At 64.9% G+C, this 17065-nt stretch carries 16 protein-coding genes and 1 tRNA gene; 9 read left to right on the top strand and 8 right to left on the bottom strand.

Annotated elements, in window-relative coordinates:
• Positions 1–89 precede the first annotated feature (89 nt).
• Positions 90–377 (top strand): DUF3017 domain-containing protein, encoded by a 288-nt coding sequence (locus CGZ88_RS01835; RefSeq protein WP_101670937.1) that lies wholly within the window; start codon positions 90–92, stop codon positions 375–377.
• On the opposite strand, the gene CGZ88_RS01830 is transcribed toward CGZ88_RS01835, so the two are convergent.
• Complete coding sequence (locus CGZ88_RS01830; RefSeq protein ID WP_231371445.1) at positions 339–1370, bottom strand: MIP/aquaporin family protein; 1032 nt, start codon at positions 1368–1370, stop codon at positions 339–341. The genes CGZ88_RS01835 and CGZ88_RS01830 overlap by 39 nt on opposite strands.
• Before the next feature lie 158 nt (positions 1371–1528).
• Between CGZ88_RS01830 and CGZ88_RS01825 the strand changes: the two genes are divergently transcribed.
• Positions 1529–2302 (top strand): pseudouridine synthase, encoded by a 774-nt coding sequence (locus CGZ88_RS01825; RefSeq protein ID WP_026645289.1) that lies wholly within the window; start codon positions 1529–1531, stop codon positions 2300–2302.
• Complete coding sequence (der, locus tag CGZ88_RS01820; RefSeq protein ID WP_101670936.1) at positions 2299–4440, top strand: bifunctional cytidylate kinase/GTPase Der; 2142 nt, start codon at positions 2299–2301, stop codon at positions 4438–4440. The genes CGZ88_RS01825 and der overlap by 4 nt, the downstream gene beginning before the upstream one ends.
• A gap of 104 nt (positions 4441–4544) precedes the next feature.
• Here der and CGZ88_RS01815 read toward each other — a convergent pair.
• A tRNA-Pro gene (locus tag CGZ88_RS01815) sits at positions 4545–4621 on the bottom strand.
• Positions 4622–4905: 284 nt separating this feature from the next.
• Between CGZ88_RS01815 and CGZ88_RS01810 the strand changes: the two genes are divergently transcribed.
• The 6 genes from CGZ88_RS01810 to CGZ88_RS01785 all read left to right on the top strand — a co-directional run bounded on the left by CGZ88_RS01810 (position 4906) and on the right by CGZ88_RS01785 (position 12640).
• Entirely contained in the window at positions 4906–6333 is a 1428-nt protein-coding gene (locus CGZ88_RS01810; protein ID WP_026645287.1) for a UTP--glucose-1-phosphate uridylyltransferase, read from the top strand.
• 144 nt (positions 6334–6477) lie between these two features.
• Positions 6478–8403: a helix-turn-helix transcriptional regulator gene (locus CGZ88_RS01805; RefSeq protein WP_026645286.1), complete on the top strand. Its 1926-nt coding sequence runs from the start codon at positions 6478–6480 to the stop codon at positions 8401–8403.
• Positions 8404–8415: 12 nt separating this feature from the next.
• A complete protein-coding gene (locus CGZ88_RS01800; protein WP_101670935.1) occupies positions 8416–8733 on the top strand; it encodes a hypothetical protein in 318 nt (105 codons plus the stop codon).
• 120 nt (positions 8734–8853) lie between these two features.
• Positions 8854–11457, top strand: a complete 2604-nt coding sequence (locus tag CGZ88_RS01795) for a DEAD/DEAH box helicase (protein ID WP_101670934.1) — start codon at positions 8854–8856, stop codon at positions 11455–11457.
• A 69-nt stretch (positions 11458–11526) separates the two neighbouring features.
• Complete coding sequence (locus CGZ88_RS01790; protein WP_026645283.1) at positions 11527–11874, top strand: RNA polymerase-binding protein RbpA; 348 nt, start codon at positions 11527–11529, stop codon at positions 11872–11874.
• 43 nt (positions 11875–11917) lie between these two features.
• Positions 11918–12640 (top strand): HAD hydrolase-like protein, encoded by a 723-nt coding sequence (locus CGZ88_RS01785; protein WP_101670933.1) that lies wholly within the window; start codon positions 11918–11920, stop codon positions 12638–12640.
• Between the two features lie 417 nt (positions 12641–13057).
• On the opposite strand, the gene CGZ88_RS01780 is transcribed toward CGZ88_RS01785, so the two are convergent.
• The 6 genes from CGZ88_RS01780 to CGZ88_RS01755 form a co-directional block, all read right to left on the bottom strand.
• A complete protein-coding gene (locus CGZ88_RS01780; protein WP_051198651.1) occupies positions 13058–13531 on the bottom strand; it encodes a hypothetical protein in 474 nt (157 codons plus the stop codon).
• Positions 13528–14199, bottom strand: coding sequence for a MerR family transcriptional regulator (locus CGZ88_RS01775; protein WP_101671115.1), 672 nt, complete (start codon positions 14197–14199; stop codon positions 13528–13530). Before CGZ88_RS01775 ends, CGZ88_RS01780 begins: the two co-directional genes overlap by 4 nt.
• A 109-nt stretch (positions 14200–14308) precedes the next feature.
• Positions 14309–14749, bottom strand: a complete 441-nt coding sequence (locus tag CGZ88_RS01770) for an FHA domain-containing protein (RefSeq protein ID WP_026645281.1) — start codon at positions 14747–14749, stop codon at positions 14309–14311.
• A 6-nt stretch (positions 14750–14755) separates the two neighbouring features.
• Positions 14756–15586 carry a DUF881 domain-containing protein gene (locus tag CGZ88_RS01765; protein ID WP_034523909.1) on the bottom strand — a complete coding sequence of 277 codons (831 nt, stop codon included), beginning with the start codon at positions 15584–15586 and terminating at the stop codon, positions 14756–14758.
• Positions 15587–15751: 165 nt separating this feature from the next.
• Positions 15752–16084 (bottom strand): small basic family protein, encoded by a 333-nt coding sequence (locus tag CGZ88_RS01760; protein ID WP_026645279.1) that lies wholly within the window; start codon positions 16082–16084, stop codon positions 15752–15754.
• Positions 16085–16086: 2 nt separating this feature from the next.
• Entirely contained in the window at positions 16087–17058 is a 972-nt protein-coding gene (locus tag CGZ88_RS01755; RefSeq protein WP_026645278.1) for a DUF881 domain-containing protein, read from the bottom strand.
• Positions 17059–17065 lie beyond the last annotated feature (7 nt).

Here is a 17065-nt window from a genome sequence, read left to right as displayed (position 1 = left end):
GGATGGGCGGTGTCTTCAACGACGAATCGTCGAATTCATCGCAGCAGCGAAATCAACCATCACATTCCCAAGATCTTCAAGGAGTCCAGATGAACGCGCAGCATCCCCATGTCTCCGAGCATGACGAGGGCAGGCCGTGGTTCGAATGGTGCGTCGCCGGGCTCGTCGTCGTTGCCACGGCACTTGCGGCAATGGGAGAGCCGATGGTCGCCACGGCCATCGTGTCCGTGACTTCCATCGGCTCCGGTGCGGTGCGGCTGATTTATCGGGAACGCAGTCCCTGGAAGGTCAGATCGGTCGCCTTCGACGCCGCGTGCGGCATCGGCTTCGGCGTCGTGCTAGCGCTGCTGTACTTCGCCATCCGCTTCATCCACTGACCCGGCGTCGTCCACCGGCGTCTGGGGCTCATCCAGCTCGGCGGACTCGGACTGTTCCTCCAGGACGTCGACGTCGGGCGCGGCGATGTCGGCGTCCTGCTCGGCGTGATCGGACTCGTCGCCCTGCGCCATCGCGGCCTCGGCCACGTCGACGTCCATCTCGTCACCGTTGGCGGCACGCGAATGCGCAAGCTGCGCGACGATCATGACGAGCGCGACGATGGCGGCCGCGAGGATCGCCGTCACCCAGAACACCCACAGCTGCGAGAGCGGGTTGACGGTGTGAGAGCCTTCCTCGTGCTGCGCGAAGACGGCGACGCCGGTGGCGCGCATCGGGTTGATCGACGCGCCGGTGATCGGGGCGGCCATCGCGGCCGCGGCCGCGTAGGCGACGCCCATCGTGACGGCGGCGGAACGCGTCGCGCGCCCGCTGCGCTTAAGCGTCGTCATCGCGGCGGCCACGACGATGATCGAGGCGAGCAGCTCGACGACGATCGCCATCGAGACGCCATAGGTCAGCCCGTACTGGCTCAGGCTTGCATAGGTCAGGCTGTTCACGTCGTAGCCGTTGATCGCCATCATCGTCCACTGCGACTTGCTGACCGTGTCCGAACTGGGGATGAGGAAGACGAAGAGCGCGCCGGCGACGAGGCCGCCGAGCACCTGCGCGATGATGTAGAACACGCCGTCGCGCACGCGAGTCTTCGACGTGAGCATCGCCGCGACGGTGACGGCCGGATTGAACTGCGCTCCGGAGACGCGCGCGAAGATCGACGTCATCGCGCCGTAGACGACGCCGGTCGCCACGACAAGGAACGCGAGGTTGAGTCCGAAGTTCACCACGCCGAACGAGCTCACCATGTAGATCGCGAAGCAGATGAGCAGGCTGCCGACGAATTCGGCGCCGAGGCGGGCCCAAATGCTGTGTCCGTCGTTCTGCACGGCCATGTCCTCGCGGACATCGACCGTGGAATCGTTATCAACAGCAGTCATAGATATATTCCTTTGCGGTACTTGAAGCCATGGTGAAGACCATGGCTGGGCCGTCGCTGTTCGGCGGCCACGCTGTACAATACTAGACAGTGGTCCTGCCGTCGCCTTCGCGCGCGCAGGACGACGCCATCAATACGAACGGCCACGTTGGGAGAACGATGCCACACGCATATAGTCAAGCAAGGAAATCACACACCGAAGAACACGACGGAATACGTTTGCAGAAGCTGCTCGCGCAGGCCGGATTCGGTTCGCGGCGCAAGTGCGAAGAGATGATCGTCGACGGCCGCGTCGAGGTGGACGGCGAACTCGTCACCGAACTCGGCACGAGGGTCGACCCCAAGACGCAGCAGGTGCGCGTGGACGGCTCGCGCATCCGCCTCAACCCGAGGCACGTCACGCTCGCGCTCAACAAACCGAAGAAGGTGCTCAGCGCGATGGAGGACCCGAAGGGCCGCTACACGCTGCGCGACATCGTCGGCGACAAGTACGAGCGCATCTTCCACATGGGACGCCTCGACTACGATTCCGAGGGCCTCATCCTGATGACGAACGACGGCGAACTGTCCCAGCACGTCATGCATCCGAAGTACGAAGTCGAGAAGACCTACATCGCCACGCTCGAGGGACGCATGAGCGGCAACGTCTGCCGCCGCCTCGTGCGCACCGGCGTGCAGCTCGACGACGGCTGGATCAAGCTCGACCACTGCTCGATCATCGACCAGAGCCGTGACCAGACGATCGTCAAGGTCACGCTCCATTCGGGCAAGAACCGCATCGTGCGCCGCATCTTCGGCGCGATCGGCTTCCCGGTCAAGCGCCTCGTGCGCACGCAAATCGGCCCGATCAAGCTCGGTGACCTCAAGCCCGGTTCCTACCGCGTGCTGTCGGCCACCGAGGTCCGTTCGCTCTCCAAGGAGGTGGGCCTGTGATCACCGTCGCTATCGACGGGCCGGCCGGCGTCGGCAAGTCCTCGACGTCCAAAGCGCTTGCGAAGTACTACGGCTTCGCCTATCTCGACACCGGCGCGATGTACCGCGCCGCCACATGGTGGGCACTCGAGCAGGGCATCGACCTCGACGCCGACGACATCGACGAACGCGAAGTCACCGAGACGGTCGCCGCGCTGTTCACCGAAGGCCACTTCGACATCAGCGTCGACCCCGACACGCCGAATGACGCGCGCGTGTTCTGCGACGGGCGCAACATCAGCGAGCAGATCCGTTCGAGCGAGATCAGCGCGCACGTCTCGCGCGTCTCGTCGATCATCCCGGTGCGCCACATCCTCGTCGCCGCCCAGCGTGCGTACATCGCCGCCGAAGGCGTCGAGAACGGCTTCTCGCACGGCCAGGGCATCGTCGCGGAAGGTCGCGACATCACCGACGTCGTCGCGCCGCACGCCGAGGTGCGCGTGCTGCTCACGGCCCGCGAGGCCGTGCGCCAGGCGCGCCGCGCGCATCAGGCCGCCGACGGCGACGCCGGCGCAGAGAACGTCGCCGCGCGCGACGCCGCCGACTCCAAGGTGACGAACTTCACCGTCGCCGAGGACGGCGTCACGACGATCGACAACTCCGACCTCAACTTCGAGCAGACGCTCGACCTGCTTGTCGGGCTCGTCGACGACGCCATCGAGGAGCAGGAGTACGCCGAGTACGCGCGCAACCTCGAGGGCTACGAGCTCGACGAGGGCGACGAGGCACTCATCGACGGCTCCGCGTTCACGTCCGGCGAACAGACAGCCAGGCGCAAGGAGGTCGGAGTGCTCGCGGTCATCGGGCGGCCGAACGTCGGCAAGTCGACGCTCGTCAACCGCATCCTCGGCCGCCGCGCCGCCGTCGTCGAGGACACGCCCGGCGTCACACGCGACCGTGTCAGTTACGACGCCGAATGGGCAGGCGTGGACTTCAAGCTCGTCGACACCGGCGGCTGGGAGGCGGACGTCGAGGGCATCGATTCCGCGATCGCTTCGCAGGCGCAGATCGCCGTCGAGCTTGCCGACGCCGTCGTCTTCGTCGTCGACGGCCAGACGGGCCTGACGCAGACCGACGAACGCATCGTGAGGATGCTGCGCTCGGCGGGCAAACCGGTCGTCGTCGCCGTGAACAAGGTCGACGACCAGGCCGGCGAGTACATGGCCGCCGAATTCTGGAAGCTCGGACTGGGCGAGCCGTACCCGATCTCGGCGATGCACGGCAGGGGAGTGGGCGACCTGCTCGACGCGGCCCTCGATGCGCTGCGCAACGCCGAACACACCTCCGGGTTCCTCACGCCGTCCCATCTGCGCCGCGTCGCGCTCGTCGGCAAGCCGAACGTCGGCAAGTCGTCGCTGCTCAACCAGCTCGCGCACGAGGAACGTTCGGTCGTCAACGATTTGGCCGGTACGACGCGCGACCCGGTCGATGAGATCGTCACGATCGACGGCGAGGACTACCTGTTCATCGACACGGCCGGCATCAAACGCAGGCAGCACAAGCTCTCCGGCGCCGAATACTATTCGTCGCTGCGCACGCAGGCCGCGATCGAACGCGCCGAGCTCGCGCTCGTGCTCTTCGACGCTTCAGTGCCGATCTCGGACCAGGACCTCAAGGTCATGAGCTCCGCCGTGGACGCGGGCCGCGCCGTCGTGCTCGTGTTCAACAAGTGGGACCTCATGGACGAGTTCGACCGCCAACGCATGGAGCGTCTGTGGAAGACCGAGTTCGACCGCGTGACGTGGGCGCAGCGTGTCAATCTCTCGGCGAAGACCGGCTGGCACACGAACCGCCTGTCGCGTGCGATGACGCAGGCGCTCGAGTCCTGGGACAAGCGCATCCCGACCGGCAAGCTCAACGCCTTCCTCGGCAAGGTGCAGGCCGCGCATCCGCATCCGCTGCGCGGAGGCAAGCAGCCGCGCATCCTGTTCGCGACGCAGGCCTCGAGCCGGCCGCCGCGCTTCGTCATCTTCGCCACTGGCTTCCTCGAGCACGGCTACCGCCGCTTCCTCGAACGCCAGTTGCGTGAGGAGTTCGGATTCGAGGGATCGCCGATCCAGATCTCCGTCAACATCCGTGAGAAGAAGCGCCGCAAGTGACGCGACGCGTCGGGGCCGGCAAAACCGGCCCCGACGCATATGCGGATCCGCGCGTCTGCTGGAAATACGAAAATCCCCGGAACGTTCGCCGTTCCGGGGACCGATGGTCGGACCAGCGGGATTTGAACCCGCGACCCCTTGACCCCCAGTCAAGTGCGCTACCAAACTGCGCTATGGTCCGAACGGTGCGTCCTGCACCGAAGAGTCAATGTAGCACAACCGTGCCGACAACGCCAAATCGTCCCGCAGGTCCATATGACCGCATCCGTTCCACCAGGGCGTCAATCATCGTATTATCATCGAGGAAACCATGACGCAAACCGTAACGCGGCGAAGATAATGTGGGATGCACAAGGCTCAATTAGACAGATTGAAGGTTAGGTCGCTACACTGAGACACGGCATTGCGCACGGGTGCACCGGCATCGACCGTGCGCGCAACCGGAGAAAGGGATTGGTCATCACCATGGTCGACGTTTTCGAGCGCTCCGCGCACAAGATGCGTTCACAGGGCATGAGCGACACCGCGATAGCCCAGTTCGAACACCTCTACGACGTCTGGGCGAACGAGGAGGACACGAGCTACATCCACGAGGCCGACGTCGAGCCGATCACCGACATCCCGAACTTCCACGACGTCTACGAGACGATCAACCACGACAAAGCCGTCGACGCCTTCGCCAAGACGGCGTTCCTCAAGCTCAACGGCGGCCTCGGCACGTCGATGGGCCTCGACTACGCGAAGTCGCTGCTGCCGGTGCGCCGCCACAAGGCGCGCCCGATGCGCTTCCTCGACATCATCCTCGGCCAGGTCGACACGGCGCGCACGCGTCTGGGCGTCGAACTGCCGCTGACCTTCATGAACTCGTTCCGCACGTCGAAGGACACGATGGACGCGATCGCGAAGAACCACCACTTCACGCAGGCGGGCGTGCCGGTTGAGATCGTCCAGCACGTCGAGCCGAAGATCGACCTGTCGACAGGAGAGCCGGTACAGTGGCCGGCGAACCCCGACCTCGAATGGTGCCCGCCGGGGCACGGCGACCTGTATTCGACGCTCTACGAGTCCGGGTTGCTCGCCATCCTCGAGGAGCGCGGCTTCAAATACCTGTTCATCTCCAATTCGGACAACCTCGGCGCACGCCCGTCGCGCACGCTTGCGCAGCATTTCGAGAACACCGGCGCGCCGATCATGATCGAGGTGGCGCGGCGCACCGAGGCCGACCGCAAGGGCGGTCACATCGTGCGCGATCGCGTGACCGGACGCCTCATGCTGCGCGAGATGACGCAGGTGGACCCGCGCGACCGCGGCGCCGCGATGGACATCCACAAGCACCCGTTCTTCAACACGAACAACATCTGGGTGCGCATCGACGCGCTGCGCCGGATGCTCGAAGAGCACGGCGGCGTGCTGCCGCTGCCGGTCATCCGCAACTACAAGACCGTCGACCCCACCGATCCCGCGTCGACGAAGGTCGTCCAGCTCGAGACGGCGATGGGCGCCGCCGTGAACCTGTTCAACGGCGCCATCTGCGTGCAGGTGGACCGCATGCGCTTCCTGCCGGTCAAGACGACCGACGACCTGTTCATCATGCGTTCCGACCGCTTCCACCTGACCGACTCCTACGAGATGGAGGATGGCGACTACCATTTCCCGAACGTCGAGCTCGACAAGCGCTACTACAAGAACATCCAGGACTTCGAGGAACGCTTCCCCTACGGCGTGCCGTCGATCGCCGCCGCCGCGTCATTCCGCGTCGAGGGCGACTGGACCTTCGGGCGCAACGTCAGCCTGTTCGGCGATGCGAGGCTCACAGATTCGGGGCGGCCCAGCTACGTGCCGAACGGCGAATTCGTCGGCCCGCAGGGCGTCGAGCCGGACGAGTGGCTGTGACCGGCGTTTGTTCGCAGACCAAGAAAATCGGAGTTTTTTCGAGAAATCGGCCATCCCGGCCGAAAAAGCCTATATCATAGGAGAGGGTGTATGGCATCCCCGATGCCCACACCTACGAAAAACTTTAACGATACGTGAGGACTAATGGCTGAGGGTAGTAACGGTAGGCGCCGCTTCTCCGACAAGTGGGGCAAACACGAGCTCGATGTTCTGGCAGTATTGTCATCCGCCTTCCCGCAATGGCTGACATCGCGGCAGATCGCACAACGTGTGAAGGCCTACGCCGATTCGTACGGCGAACTGGCCGACCAGGCGGCGAAGGCGGCGTTCGCCAAGCAGTTCCAGCGCGACCGGGCCAAGCTCGCCGCGATGGGCATCGCGATCGAGTCGCGGCAACCCGAATACTCCTCGAAGTCCGAAGGCCAGGACTTCGCGTCCTACCGTCTGCAGCTCGGCGACGAGCCTCGCATCCGCCTACGCTTCCGCCCCGAAGACCTGCCGGTACTCGCGGCAGCGAACTATCTGGCGCGTTCGATGTCGATGTCCTCGATGCCGGCCCATACGCAGCCTGCGCACGCCTCGCGCACCGCTCCGCGCGTGCCGCAGACGCCGATCCCGGGACTCGGCCTCGATTCGATCGCGCCGGGCCTGGGCACCCAGCACATCCCGGAGAACCTCGTCAAGGAAGTCGATTCGCGCCGCTTCGCCGCGACCGTCGCCGTCGACGGCGAGCACATCAACGTCGCCTACACCGATTCGGATGATCTGGCCATGTTCGTTCTCGAACACCCCAATTCGTCGGTCGTCAGCCCGCCCGAGGCTGTCGCGGCCTACCACCGCCGCCTCAACGCGGCCACGCAGTTCCAGCTCGCCGACGACTCCGCCAATCCGATGACCGCGAAGGTGCTCGCCCATTCAATCGAATCGGGCGAACCCGACGAGGACGAGGAGCCGCAGAGCACGAAGGCGCACAAGAAGAACGCGTTCCAGACCGGCAGCGAGGTCGACCGCCGCCTACGCCTGATGCTGTTCCTGTCCGCGCATCTGGGGGAGGAGTACTCGCTGCCCGAACTCGCCGAACGCTTCATCGGCAAGCCGAAGAACGACGACGAGATGAAGAAGTACGTCAACACAATCCACAAGGACATCAACACGCTGACGACGGTCTCCGACGACGGCGAGATGGCCGGCAGCCAGTTCTTCGACATCGACTGGTCGCTGCTCGACTCCGAGGGCATCGTCTCGGCGACGAACTCCCTCGGCCTCGAACGCCTCGCGGGCATCTCGCCGCAGTACATGAGCATGCTCACCGCCTCGGTCAACTACCTCGCCCATGCGCAGCTGCTGCCCGAGGACCAGCGCGAGCAGGCGCGCGACCTCTATGAGCGCCTTGTCAAGTACGTCGCGCCGGGCGAGACGCCGTGGCTGAGCCTGACCGGCTACGAGCTCGAGCCGCGCTGCTTCGACGCCGTCAAGCGCGCGATCAAGGACCACGCGCTGCTCAACATGGAGTACCGCGACGGCTCGGGCCGCGTCATGCGCCGCCTCGTCGCCCCGTCGAAGATCTACGTCGACGAGGGCGTCTACTACGCGGCGATGTGGACGGACGTCGAGCACTACGCGCCGGACGACCTCAAGCCGCTCGTGCGCAAGGACATGACGCTCAACAAGGAGACCGGCGAGCCGCGCATCTGGCAGGTGCTGCGCGTCGCGCGCATCGAGGACGCGAGCATCGTCACCCCGACGAAGCCGCTCGACATCCCGAAGGTCTCCGTCTCCGACCTGCGCAAGTGGATTATCGACACGGCCACGCCGGCCGTGTTCATCACCGATCAGCCGCATCTCGACTTCATCAAGACGCTCGCCGACGCGGACGTCGAGCCGTGCGGCGAAGGCGAGAAGGTGCATCTGTTCGTGCAGTCGGACTCGTGGTTCGTCGCCTTCTGCATCGCCCACGCCCGGCACATCGTCGCCGTCGCCCCGGAGACGTTACGCACGATGATGATCGCCCGCGCCGAACGCGAACTCAGTCTTTCCGACCAGGTCATCGAGACCGAACGGGAACAGTAGGAAAGGATCACGATGCCCTGGTGGATCTGGCTCATCCTCGCGCTCTTCATGCTCGCGATGCTCGTCGTCGGCGTCGTCTACGCGGCGGTGCACGCCGTGCGCGCGTCGAAGGTCATCGGCGCCGTCGCGGCCGACGTCAATGCGCGCATCGAGGAGATCAACGCGCCGCAGGACGAGGGGAGCGCGCCGCGACGCGTGATCTTCACCGAGCCGCTCGCCGTTGCCGCCGACCGTTACACGGACGCTCATGTCGGCGTCATCGAACGCAAGGAACGCCGGCGCGAACGCCATGCCGCCATCTGGCAACGCTGGGCGCAATTCAACGACTGAACATTCCGCGCCGCGCGGGACGGCTCCGGCTGCCGACGCGGCGCGTCGACACACACCCGGCCGCGGGCGTCCCGACGCGAGGGCGCCCGCGGCCATCGACATCAACGGATGAAGGTTTCCATGACACGACATCACAGGCACTGCGATCATCGTCCCGACGAGGACGCCGATACGCGGGAGCTGAGCCCGTCCGAACGCTACGCGCGCTTCACCGAGACGCGCCGCCGGCGCCGTTCGGTCGCGCAGCGCTTCGCCGATTCGCTGCCCTTCGAGCTCGACGGGTTCCAGACGGAGGCGAACGAGGCGCTCGAGGAGGGGTCGAACGTGCTCGTCGCGGCACCGACCGGCGCAGGCAAGACCGTCGTCGCCGACTTCGCCGTCTACCTCGCTCAGGAGCAGAACGCGAAGGCCTTCTACACGACGCCGATCAAGGCGCTGAGCAACCAGAAGTACCATGACCTCGTCGCGCTCTACGGCCCCGACAAGGTGGGTCTGCTCACCGGCGACACCTCGATCAACTCGGAGGCGGACATCGTCGTCATGACGACCGAGGTGCTGCGCAACATGCTCTACGAGCATTCGACGACGCTCGAGGCGCTGCGCTACGTCGTGCTCGACGAGGTGCACTACCTCGCCGACCGCTTCCGCGGACCCGTCTGGGAGGAGGTCATCATCCACCTGCCCTCCTCGGTGCGCATCGTCGGCCTGTCGGCGACGGTCTCGAACGTCGAGGACTTCGCCGACTGGATTGCCTCGGTGCGCGGCGAGACGAAGCTCGTCATCTCCGAACACCGTCCGGTGCCGCTCGACCAGTACGTCCTCGTGCAGCGCGACCCGCGCACCGAGCCGGAGCTGCTCGACCTGTACCGGCGCGACGACGACGGCAAGGCGACGACGAAGCCGAACGCGCGGCTGACGGCGAAGCTCGACGAGTTCGACCGCCGCGAGCTGCGGCGCAAGGGCGCCGATGCCCACGACAGGCGTCGCGGCGGCGGACGTCACGGACGTCCGGATGGCCGCGGCGGACGTGCACACGTCGAACGCTACCATCCGCGCCGCTGGGCCGTCGTCGACGAGCTCGACTTCCTGCGCATGCTGCCGGCGATCTACTTCATCTTCTCGCGCAACGGCTGCGACGAGGCCGTCGAGCAGTGCCTCGACGCCGGCCTGCGCCTGACGACCGACGAGGAGGCGCGCCGCATCGACGTCATCGTCGACGAGATGATCGAAGGGCAGCTCACGCACGACGATCTCAAGACGCTGCGGTTCGCGCAGTTCCGCCATGCGCTCGAGGAGGGCTTCGCCGCGCACCACGCGGGCATGATCGCGCTGTTCAAGCAGATCGTCGAGCGGCTCTTCGAGGAGGGCCTGATCAAGGTCGTGTTCGCGACGGAGACGCTCGCGCTGGGCATCAACATGCCGGCGCGCAGCGTCATCATCGAGAAGCTCGAGAAGTACGACGGCACCGGCATCGTCGGCCTGACGCCGGGGGAGTACACGCAGCTCACCGGCCGCGCCGGCCGCCGCGGCATCGACACGATCGGCAATGCGATCGTCGTCGACCACCGCGGCTTCAAGCCCGAGACGGCGGTGGCGCTGTCGAGCAAGCGCGTCTATCCGCTGCATTCGAGCTTCAAGCCCACGTTCAACATGGCCGTCAACCTGCTCAACAGCAGCGACTACGAGACGGCGCGCGACACGCTCGACCATTCCTTCGCGCAGTGGGAGGCGAACGCGTCCGCATGGCAGATCGAAGCGCGCATCGAGACGCTCGAGAAGGCAATCGCCGGCTATGAGGAGGCGATGGCCTGCGAGCACGGCGACTTCACCGAACTGCTGCGCATCCGCATGCGGCTGAGCGACCTGCAGAAAAACGAACGCCGCCGCCTCAAGCACGAGATCTTCCGCGACAACGCCGAGAAATCACGCGCCTTCCGCCGTCTCGACGCACGAATCGCCGAGCTCAAGGAACGCGAGCACGATCATCCGTGCAAGGCATGCCCCGATTTCGCGCAGCACATGAAGTGGGGCAACCGCTGGATCCGCGAGACGCGCGAACTCACACGCCTGCGCGACCGATACGATTCGCGCACCGGCTCGGTGGCGCGTCAGTTCGACCGCATCTGCACGATCCTCGAGAAGCTCGGCTATCTGGAAGCCGCCGACGAGAACGGCGTGCGCGATTACCGGCTGACCGAACATGGCCAGCTGCTGCGCCGCCTGTATTCGGAACGCGACCTCGTGCTCGCCCAGGCGATCACGTCGGGCACGCTCGACGGCCTCGACGCCGCGCAGCTCGCCGCGCTCATCTCGTCGATCCTCTATGAGGCGCGCCGCGGCGAAGGGGGAGAGCCCCGCCGCTATCCGGGCGGCCCGCACGGCATCGTCGCGCAGCGCGCACGCGAACTTGCCGAGCTCGACGACCAGGTGCTCATGCTGTGCGAGGACCTCGGCGTCACGAACTACCTGCAGCCGCTCGACTTCGGCATCGTCGACGTCGTCTACGACTGGGCGCGCGGCGACAGCCTCTCCGAGGTGCTCGAGCATACGGAGCTGACCGCCGGCGACTTCGTGCGCAACGCGAAGCGCCTCGCCGACGTGCTCCAGCAGATCGCCGTCGCCGAACCGTACATGGGCACCGAGCATGTCGAGCTCGCGGCACGCGCGCACGAGGCCTACGACGCCGTCAACCGCGGCATCGTCGCCTACTCGGGCGTCGACTGATGGAATAAAACCCACGTCCGCGCTGTTTTGTAGCGTGGAACCACTAACCGTCTTCTGGGAGGAACATACATGGCTGAACGCAGTCTGCGTGGCATGAGCATCGGCGCGAAATCGTTGGAATCGGACACGAACGTCGATTTCGCCGCCCGCACCGAGGTGGCGTACGTCTGCCCGCGCGGCCATCGTACGATCCTGCCGTTCGCGGAGGGCGCCGATTTCCCGAATGAGTGGGAGTGCCGCTGCGGCGCGACCGCGCACCGCGAGGACGACAAGGACGGCGAAGCCGACGAGATCACGAAGCCGACGCGCACCCACTGGGACATGCTGCTCGAACGCCGTAGCGAGGACGAGCTCAAGGCGCTGCTCGAGAAGCGTCTCGAGATGCACCGCGAAGGCTGGATTCCGGACTACGAGTGACGACGGTCGGACGCGACGACCGAAGGTGAACAGGGAGACCACGATGACGAACATCCATCATCCGCTGCGGGCCGTGCTGCTCGACCTGGACGGCACGCTGACGAAATCCGATCCGGGCATCCTTTCCTGCGTGAAACTGGCCTATCAGGCCGTCGGCGTGCCCGAGCCGACGCCGGCGCAGCTGCAGCGCTTCATCGGTCCGGCGATCTTCGAATCGATGTCCAAGTACGGCATCCCGTCTGACAAGCTCGACGAGGCCGTGAGCGTCTACCGGCGCTATTACGGCGACGAGGCGGTCTTCGACGATCCAAATGAGCCGGGGCACAAGGTGCCCGGCCGGCTCTACAACACCGTCTATCCGGGCATTCCCGAGCAACTCAAGGCGTTGCGCGAACAAGGCTATTTCCTTGCGATTGCGACGGCGAAGCCGGAATATCAGGCCGTGCCGATCTGCGAGCATTTCCATCTGACCGATCTCGTCGATGCCATCTACGGCGCGAGCATGGACAATTCGCGCACCGACAAGGATCAGGTCATCCGCTACGCCTTCGAGAACATGGGCTATGATCCGGCGGCCGGCGACCGTGCGCTGATGGTCGGGGACCGGTGGACCGACGTGGACGGCGCGAAGGAATGCGGCATCGACTGCCTCGGCTGCGGCTGGGGCTATGCAGAGCCCGGCGAACTCGTCGAGCACGGCGCCTACCGCGTCATCGACACCGTCGGCGAACTGAGCGCCGCTGTTGAGGAGTATTTCAACGCCTGACATCGTTGTTTGAAGCATAATGTGCCGTCGTCTTTGCATGGTTATCCAAACAAAGACGACGGCACATCGTTTATTACGCAAAGAAAACGATTATTACATACAGAACAGTCGAGCAATGCACATACGCGAAATAATACAGGCGCATCGATGATTGAAACGTGAACAATGCATGACGATGACATCATGCGACATTCGGCGTGCGGCGCACATGCGCACGTCGACACCGCACGCACGCGCATATATGAACGCATGACGCAAGAGTCGACGATGACGAAACAACGGCGACCGCGACGACCGGCGGAATCAGTGTGCAGATACACGCACATACCACGGTAAGGGACCGTCCATATATATCCGATAATGTACGTTATGTCAGATTAGATGGTGTGGCGAATCCTTAGCCGCCGTCCTCGGGCGTCATACGAGCGTGCTAGGCCAGTCGTCGTCCTCGGCTGCGTCTTTCGTTACTGTGTCGTCCTTCTGTGTCGTCCTGTACTTCTGTACAGCGTCTTCTTGCCTTGTCGCAGTCTCCACCTGCTGTTCGGCGGTGTTGCGTGCCTCCTGCGCGAGCATCGCGCGACGCGCCTGCATGTACATCAGGAACAGTTCGAGCATGATGACGCTGATCGCGATGATAGCCGACGGCCATCCGAGCTTCTCGTACAGCGCACGCGCATGGGCGCCGATCGTGTCCTTGTGCTGCAGATAGATCGGATACGGCAGCGCGACGAGGACGAGCGTGACGAAATGCGCACCGATGACGGCCCAGCTGACCGGCCGCACCTTGAGATTCTCGCCGTCGTGGTAATGGCTGCGTGCAATCGTGATCGCGCACACAGCCAATGCGCTGACCACGCCGATGATCCATATGATGGCCGGCACCGCGTTCATGCCGCTCCCCTTTCGTCGTCCTTCATCATGTTCGTTTCGCCGTCCTCGACGTCCTGCCTGCGACGCAGCGCGTCCTCGATCGTCTGATTCGCGTACCGTTCGACGAAGCGCGCGCGTTCGACGCGGCGCCGTTCGAGCCGTTCGCGCATCGACTGCGCGGCGAGGTCGTCGATCGGCCGTGTGTTGCGCCGCTGTACAGTGCCGGTCACATCCGTGTAGTCGGCGTGCTCGAGCGCCGCCTCAACCCTCGTCCACAACGCGCCCACTGACACGCAGAACACGGCGTCGCCGTCCTCGAGCGCCTGCGCGATCTGCTCGCCATCCGAGCATTCCTCGACGTGCTGTCCGTCACACAGAATCGTCAGGTGCCGCAGCCGTTCGGGCGGCTGCGCGATGAGGAACTCGATCGCCGCCGTCGCGTTCTGCAGATTCACGCCGATGTCGAGCAGCTTCTTCGAGACGGCGAGGACGACGACGTCGTCGAATGAGTACAGCCTTCTCGTGCCCGAACCATTCGACGGCGTGATCGATGGGACGACGATGCGTTTGCGCGCCCAATAATCAAGCTGACGATAGGTGATGCCGGCCACATCCGACGCGACGGTGCCGCGGTAGCCGCGGATCGTGACGTCGAATCCCTCGTCGGGGAACAGCTCCCCCTGCACCATCGTGTCGTCCACGTCGATGAGCGGCACATCCACGTAGCGCGGCGCATTGCCCTGTCCCGCGGACGTGCCGCGGCCTCGTTGCCGGGTCATGGATCGCTACGGCCGTCCGTCAGTGCTGGCGGATCGCCGAATTCGTGAAGTAGACGAGGCGGAACTTGCCGATCATGATCTCGTCGCCGTTCTTGAGGACGGCGCGATCGACGCGCTGACGGTTGACGTAGGTGCCATTGAGGCTGCCGGCGTCCACGACCTCGTACTTGCCGTCGACGCGGCGGAACACGGCATGCGAGCGGGAGACCGTCGAATCGTCGAGCAGGATGTCGGCGCGCGGGTCGCGGCCCACCGTCACCTCGTCCTCATCGAGCAGATAGCGTGACCCCGACAGCGCGCCGCGCGTCGCGATGAGCAGCGCGGTGTTGTCGGAAAGCCGCGTGATCGTCTCGAGGTCCTCCTGCGTGAGCGGACGGTCGCCGGAGGTCGTGATGGGGATCTGGATGGCCGGGAGACCGATGATCGTGGTCTCGCCCGCACCTGGAATCGGTTCTGTCATAACTGCCTATTCTACAATCGTTGCGTACTTGTATTTCATGACCGGCTGCGTCGCGGTGATCCTGACGTCGTCGGATGTCTCTACCGTCACATTAGCACCATATTTGACGGTGAGCCGCGAACCTACGCCACCCGCAATGTTCACGGCGTTCGCGAGGTTGCCCGGATTACCGATCGCCTTGATCACGTACGGCGTCGCCAGCGCCTGCCCGTCGCACACGAGTCCGCTGCTCGTCTCACTGACATAGGTGGATGTGACGACGCGCACGTTGTCGATCTGGATGACCTCGGCGCCGCCATTGCGCAGCTCCTCGATGAGGTTGAACATCGTCGCCGCGTCGATCGGCGCCTTCTGCGGCCTCGAGATGCGGATGACGACGCCTTTGCCCTGCGCAGGCAGTCTTCCCGACAGGATGCCGCTCGTCTCCTCATTCTCCTGCGCGATGCGCTGCGCCTGCTCCTCCTTGTCTGCTGCCTCCTCGAGCGATTTCAGCTGGTTCGTCAGTTCGCTTTTGCGCTGTTCGAGGCGTTCCACCTGCGTGCTCGTCTCGCTGATCAGTCGCGTCAGCTCGGCTTCGGTGAGCGTCTCGTAGGCCGTGTCTTTGTTATTGATCTGGATGACGTAGGCGTAGGCGAGCAGCGCGCACAGCACGGCGATGAGCAGTCCGGTGCCGAAGCGCGCCTTGAGCGACCTGGCGTTCGACGACAATGCCTTCGGCTTGCGTTTGCGCACGACCGGGAACGCGCCCGTCTTTGTGCGGTCGTTGTCCTTGTCGCGGCTGTGCTGCGAGATGATGCGCTTGAGCAGGTCCGGCTGCCCGTCGTCGCTGGACGCCACGCGCGGATGTTCCGCCGTCAGCGGCTCGCACTCCCCCGCCGTCTCCGTCCGTGCGCCACGTTCGCCGTCGTGATCGACATCGATGTCGACGTCGTGATTGATGTCATGACGCATGTCGTTCCCGTCGTCGGGCACGTTCTGTTTCGTCTGTTCGTCGCTCATCGATCACCCCTGGAAGATGTAGCGGCGGATCGCCGAGACGTTCGAGAAGATGCGGATGCCGAGGACGACGATGACGGCGGTCGTCAGCTGCGAGCCAACGCCGAGCTGGTTGCCCAGCAGCACGAGCAGCGTCGCCGTGATGACGTTCGCGAAGAAGGAGATGACGAACACGCGGTCCGAGAAACTGCGTTCGAAGTAGGCGCGCGCGGCGCCGAGCAGCGCGTCGAGCGCGGCGATGACCATGATCGGCAGGTACGGTTGCAAGAACACCGGGATGTCCGGACGGACGAACAGTCCCACGACCACTCCGATGATGAGTCCAAGCACGGCTGCCATCTTCAGCTCCTCCTCGCATAGGTCAGTTTGCCGACGCTCGCGGCCTCGAGCCGCATCTTGCCCGCCTTGTCGATCTGCGGATACATGCCGGCCTTATGGAAATCACTGTACAGCGTCGGCAGCGTCTTCTCGCCCATCGCGTCGGCCAGCGCGTTGCGGTCCCCCACCGCCTGGATGCGGTACGGGCTTTCGATCGGCGTCGTGCCGACGAGGATCGAATTGCCGGCCGTGCGGATCGATGTCTCGACGCCGAGACGGTTGCCGTTGATGGCGATTGCCTCGGCGCCGGCGCGCCACAGCAGGCAGACGAGCAGCTGCAGGTCGGCGTCGGTGACGACGCGCAGCCGGTCGCTTGCGCCGTCGCGCGGCAGCGCGCCCTTCGACGAGTCCGAGGCCGCGGCGACCGGGTCGGCGATCGTCATGACGATGCCCTCGCCTTCGACCGGCGTGGCGCCGGCGGCCGCCTCGTTCTCCTCGACGACCTGTTCGATCGGCGATTTCGTCGCCGACTTCGACTGTTCCTCCACCTGCCTGCGCAGGTTCGCGATGTCCTTGTCGAGCGCATCGACGTGCGCGTTGTTCGTCACAAGCTGATTCGCGAGCGATTCGCGCACCTGTTTCCTTGGATCGGTGTTGAGCAGGCGGACGAATTGGCTGCCGAAGAAGCCAACGATGATGCAGATGAGGAACACGACGATGCGCGTGCCCCAGTAGACGACCTTGGAATCGGGTTTCGTGACGAGCCGTGAGTCGCTGTACAGCGAATCCATCGGACGGTTGATGAGGTCGTCGATGAGCCGGAGCGAATCGTCGCCGCCGCGCCGGTGACGCGGCCGGTCGCGCAGTTCGTCCGGCGACGCCGCATGATGGGATTCGATCGCCGCCCAGCCGCGCGAGAATACGGCGCGGCGGCGCACCGGCTCATGGCCGGGTGCGATTGGCTGGACTGGCGGCATCGAGGATTGATCGGCCAACGGGCAC

It is taken from the genome of Bifidobacterium anseris (assembly GCF_002860345.1).
GTDB classification, from domain to species: Bacteria; Actinomycetota; Actinomycetes; order Actinomycetales; family Bifidobacteriaceae; genus Bifidobacterium; species Bifidobacterium anseris.
Note: the sequence above shows the minus strand (reverse complement) of the source record. Positions and strands in the feature narration are given on the sequence as shown.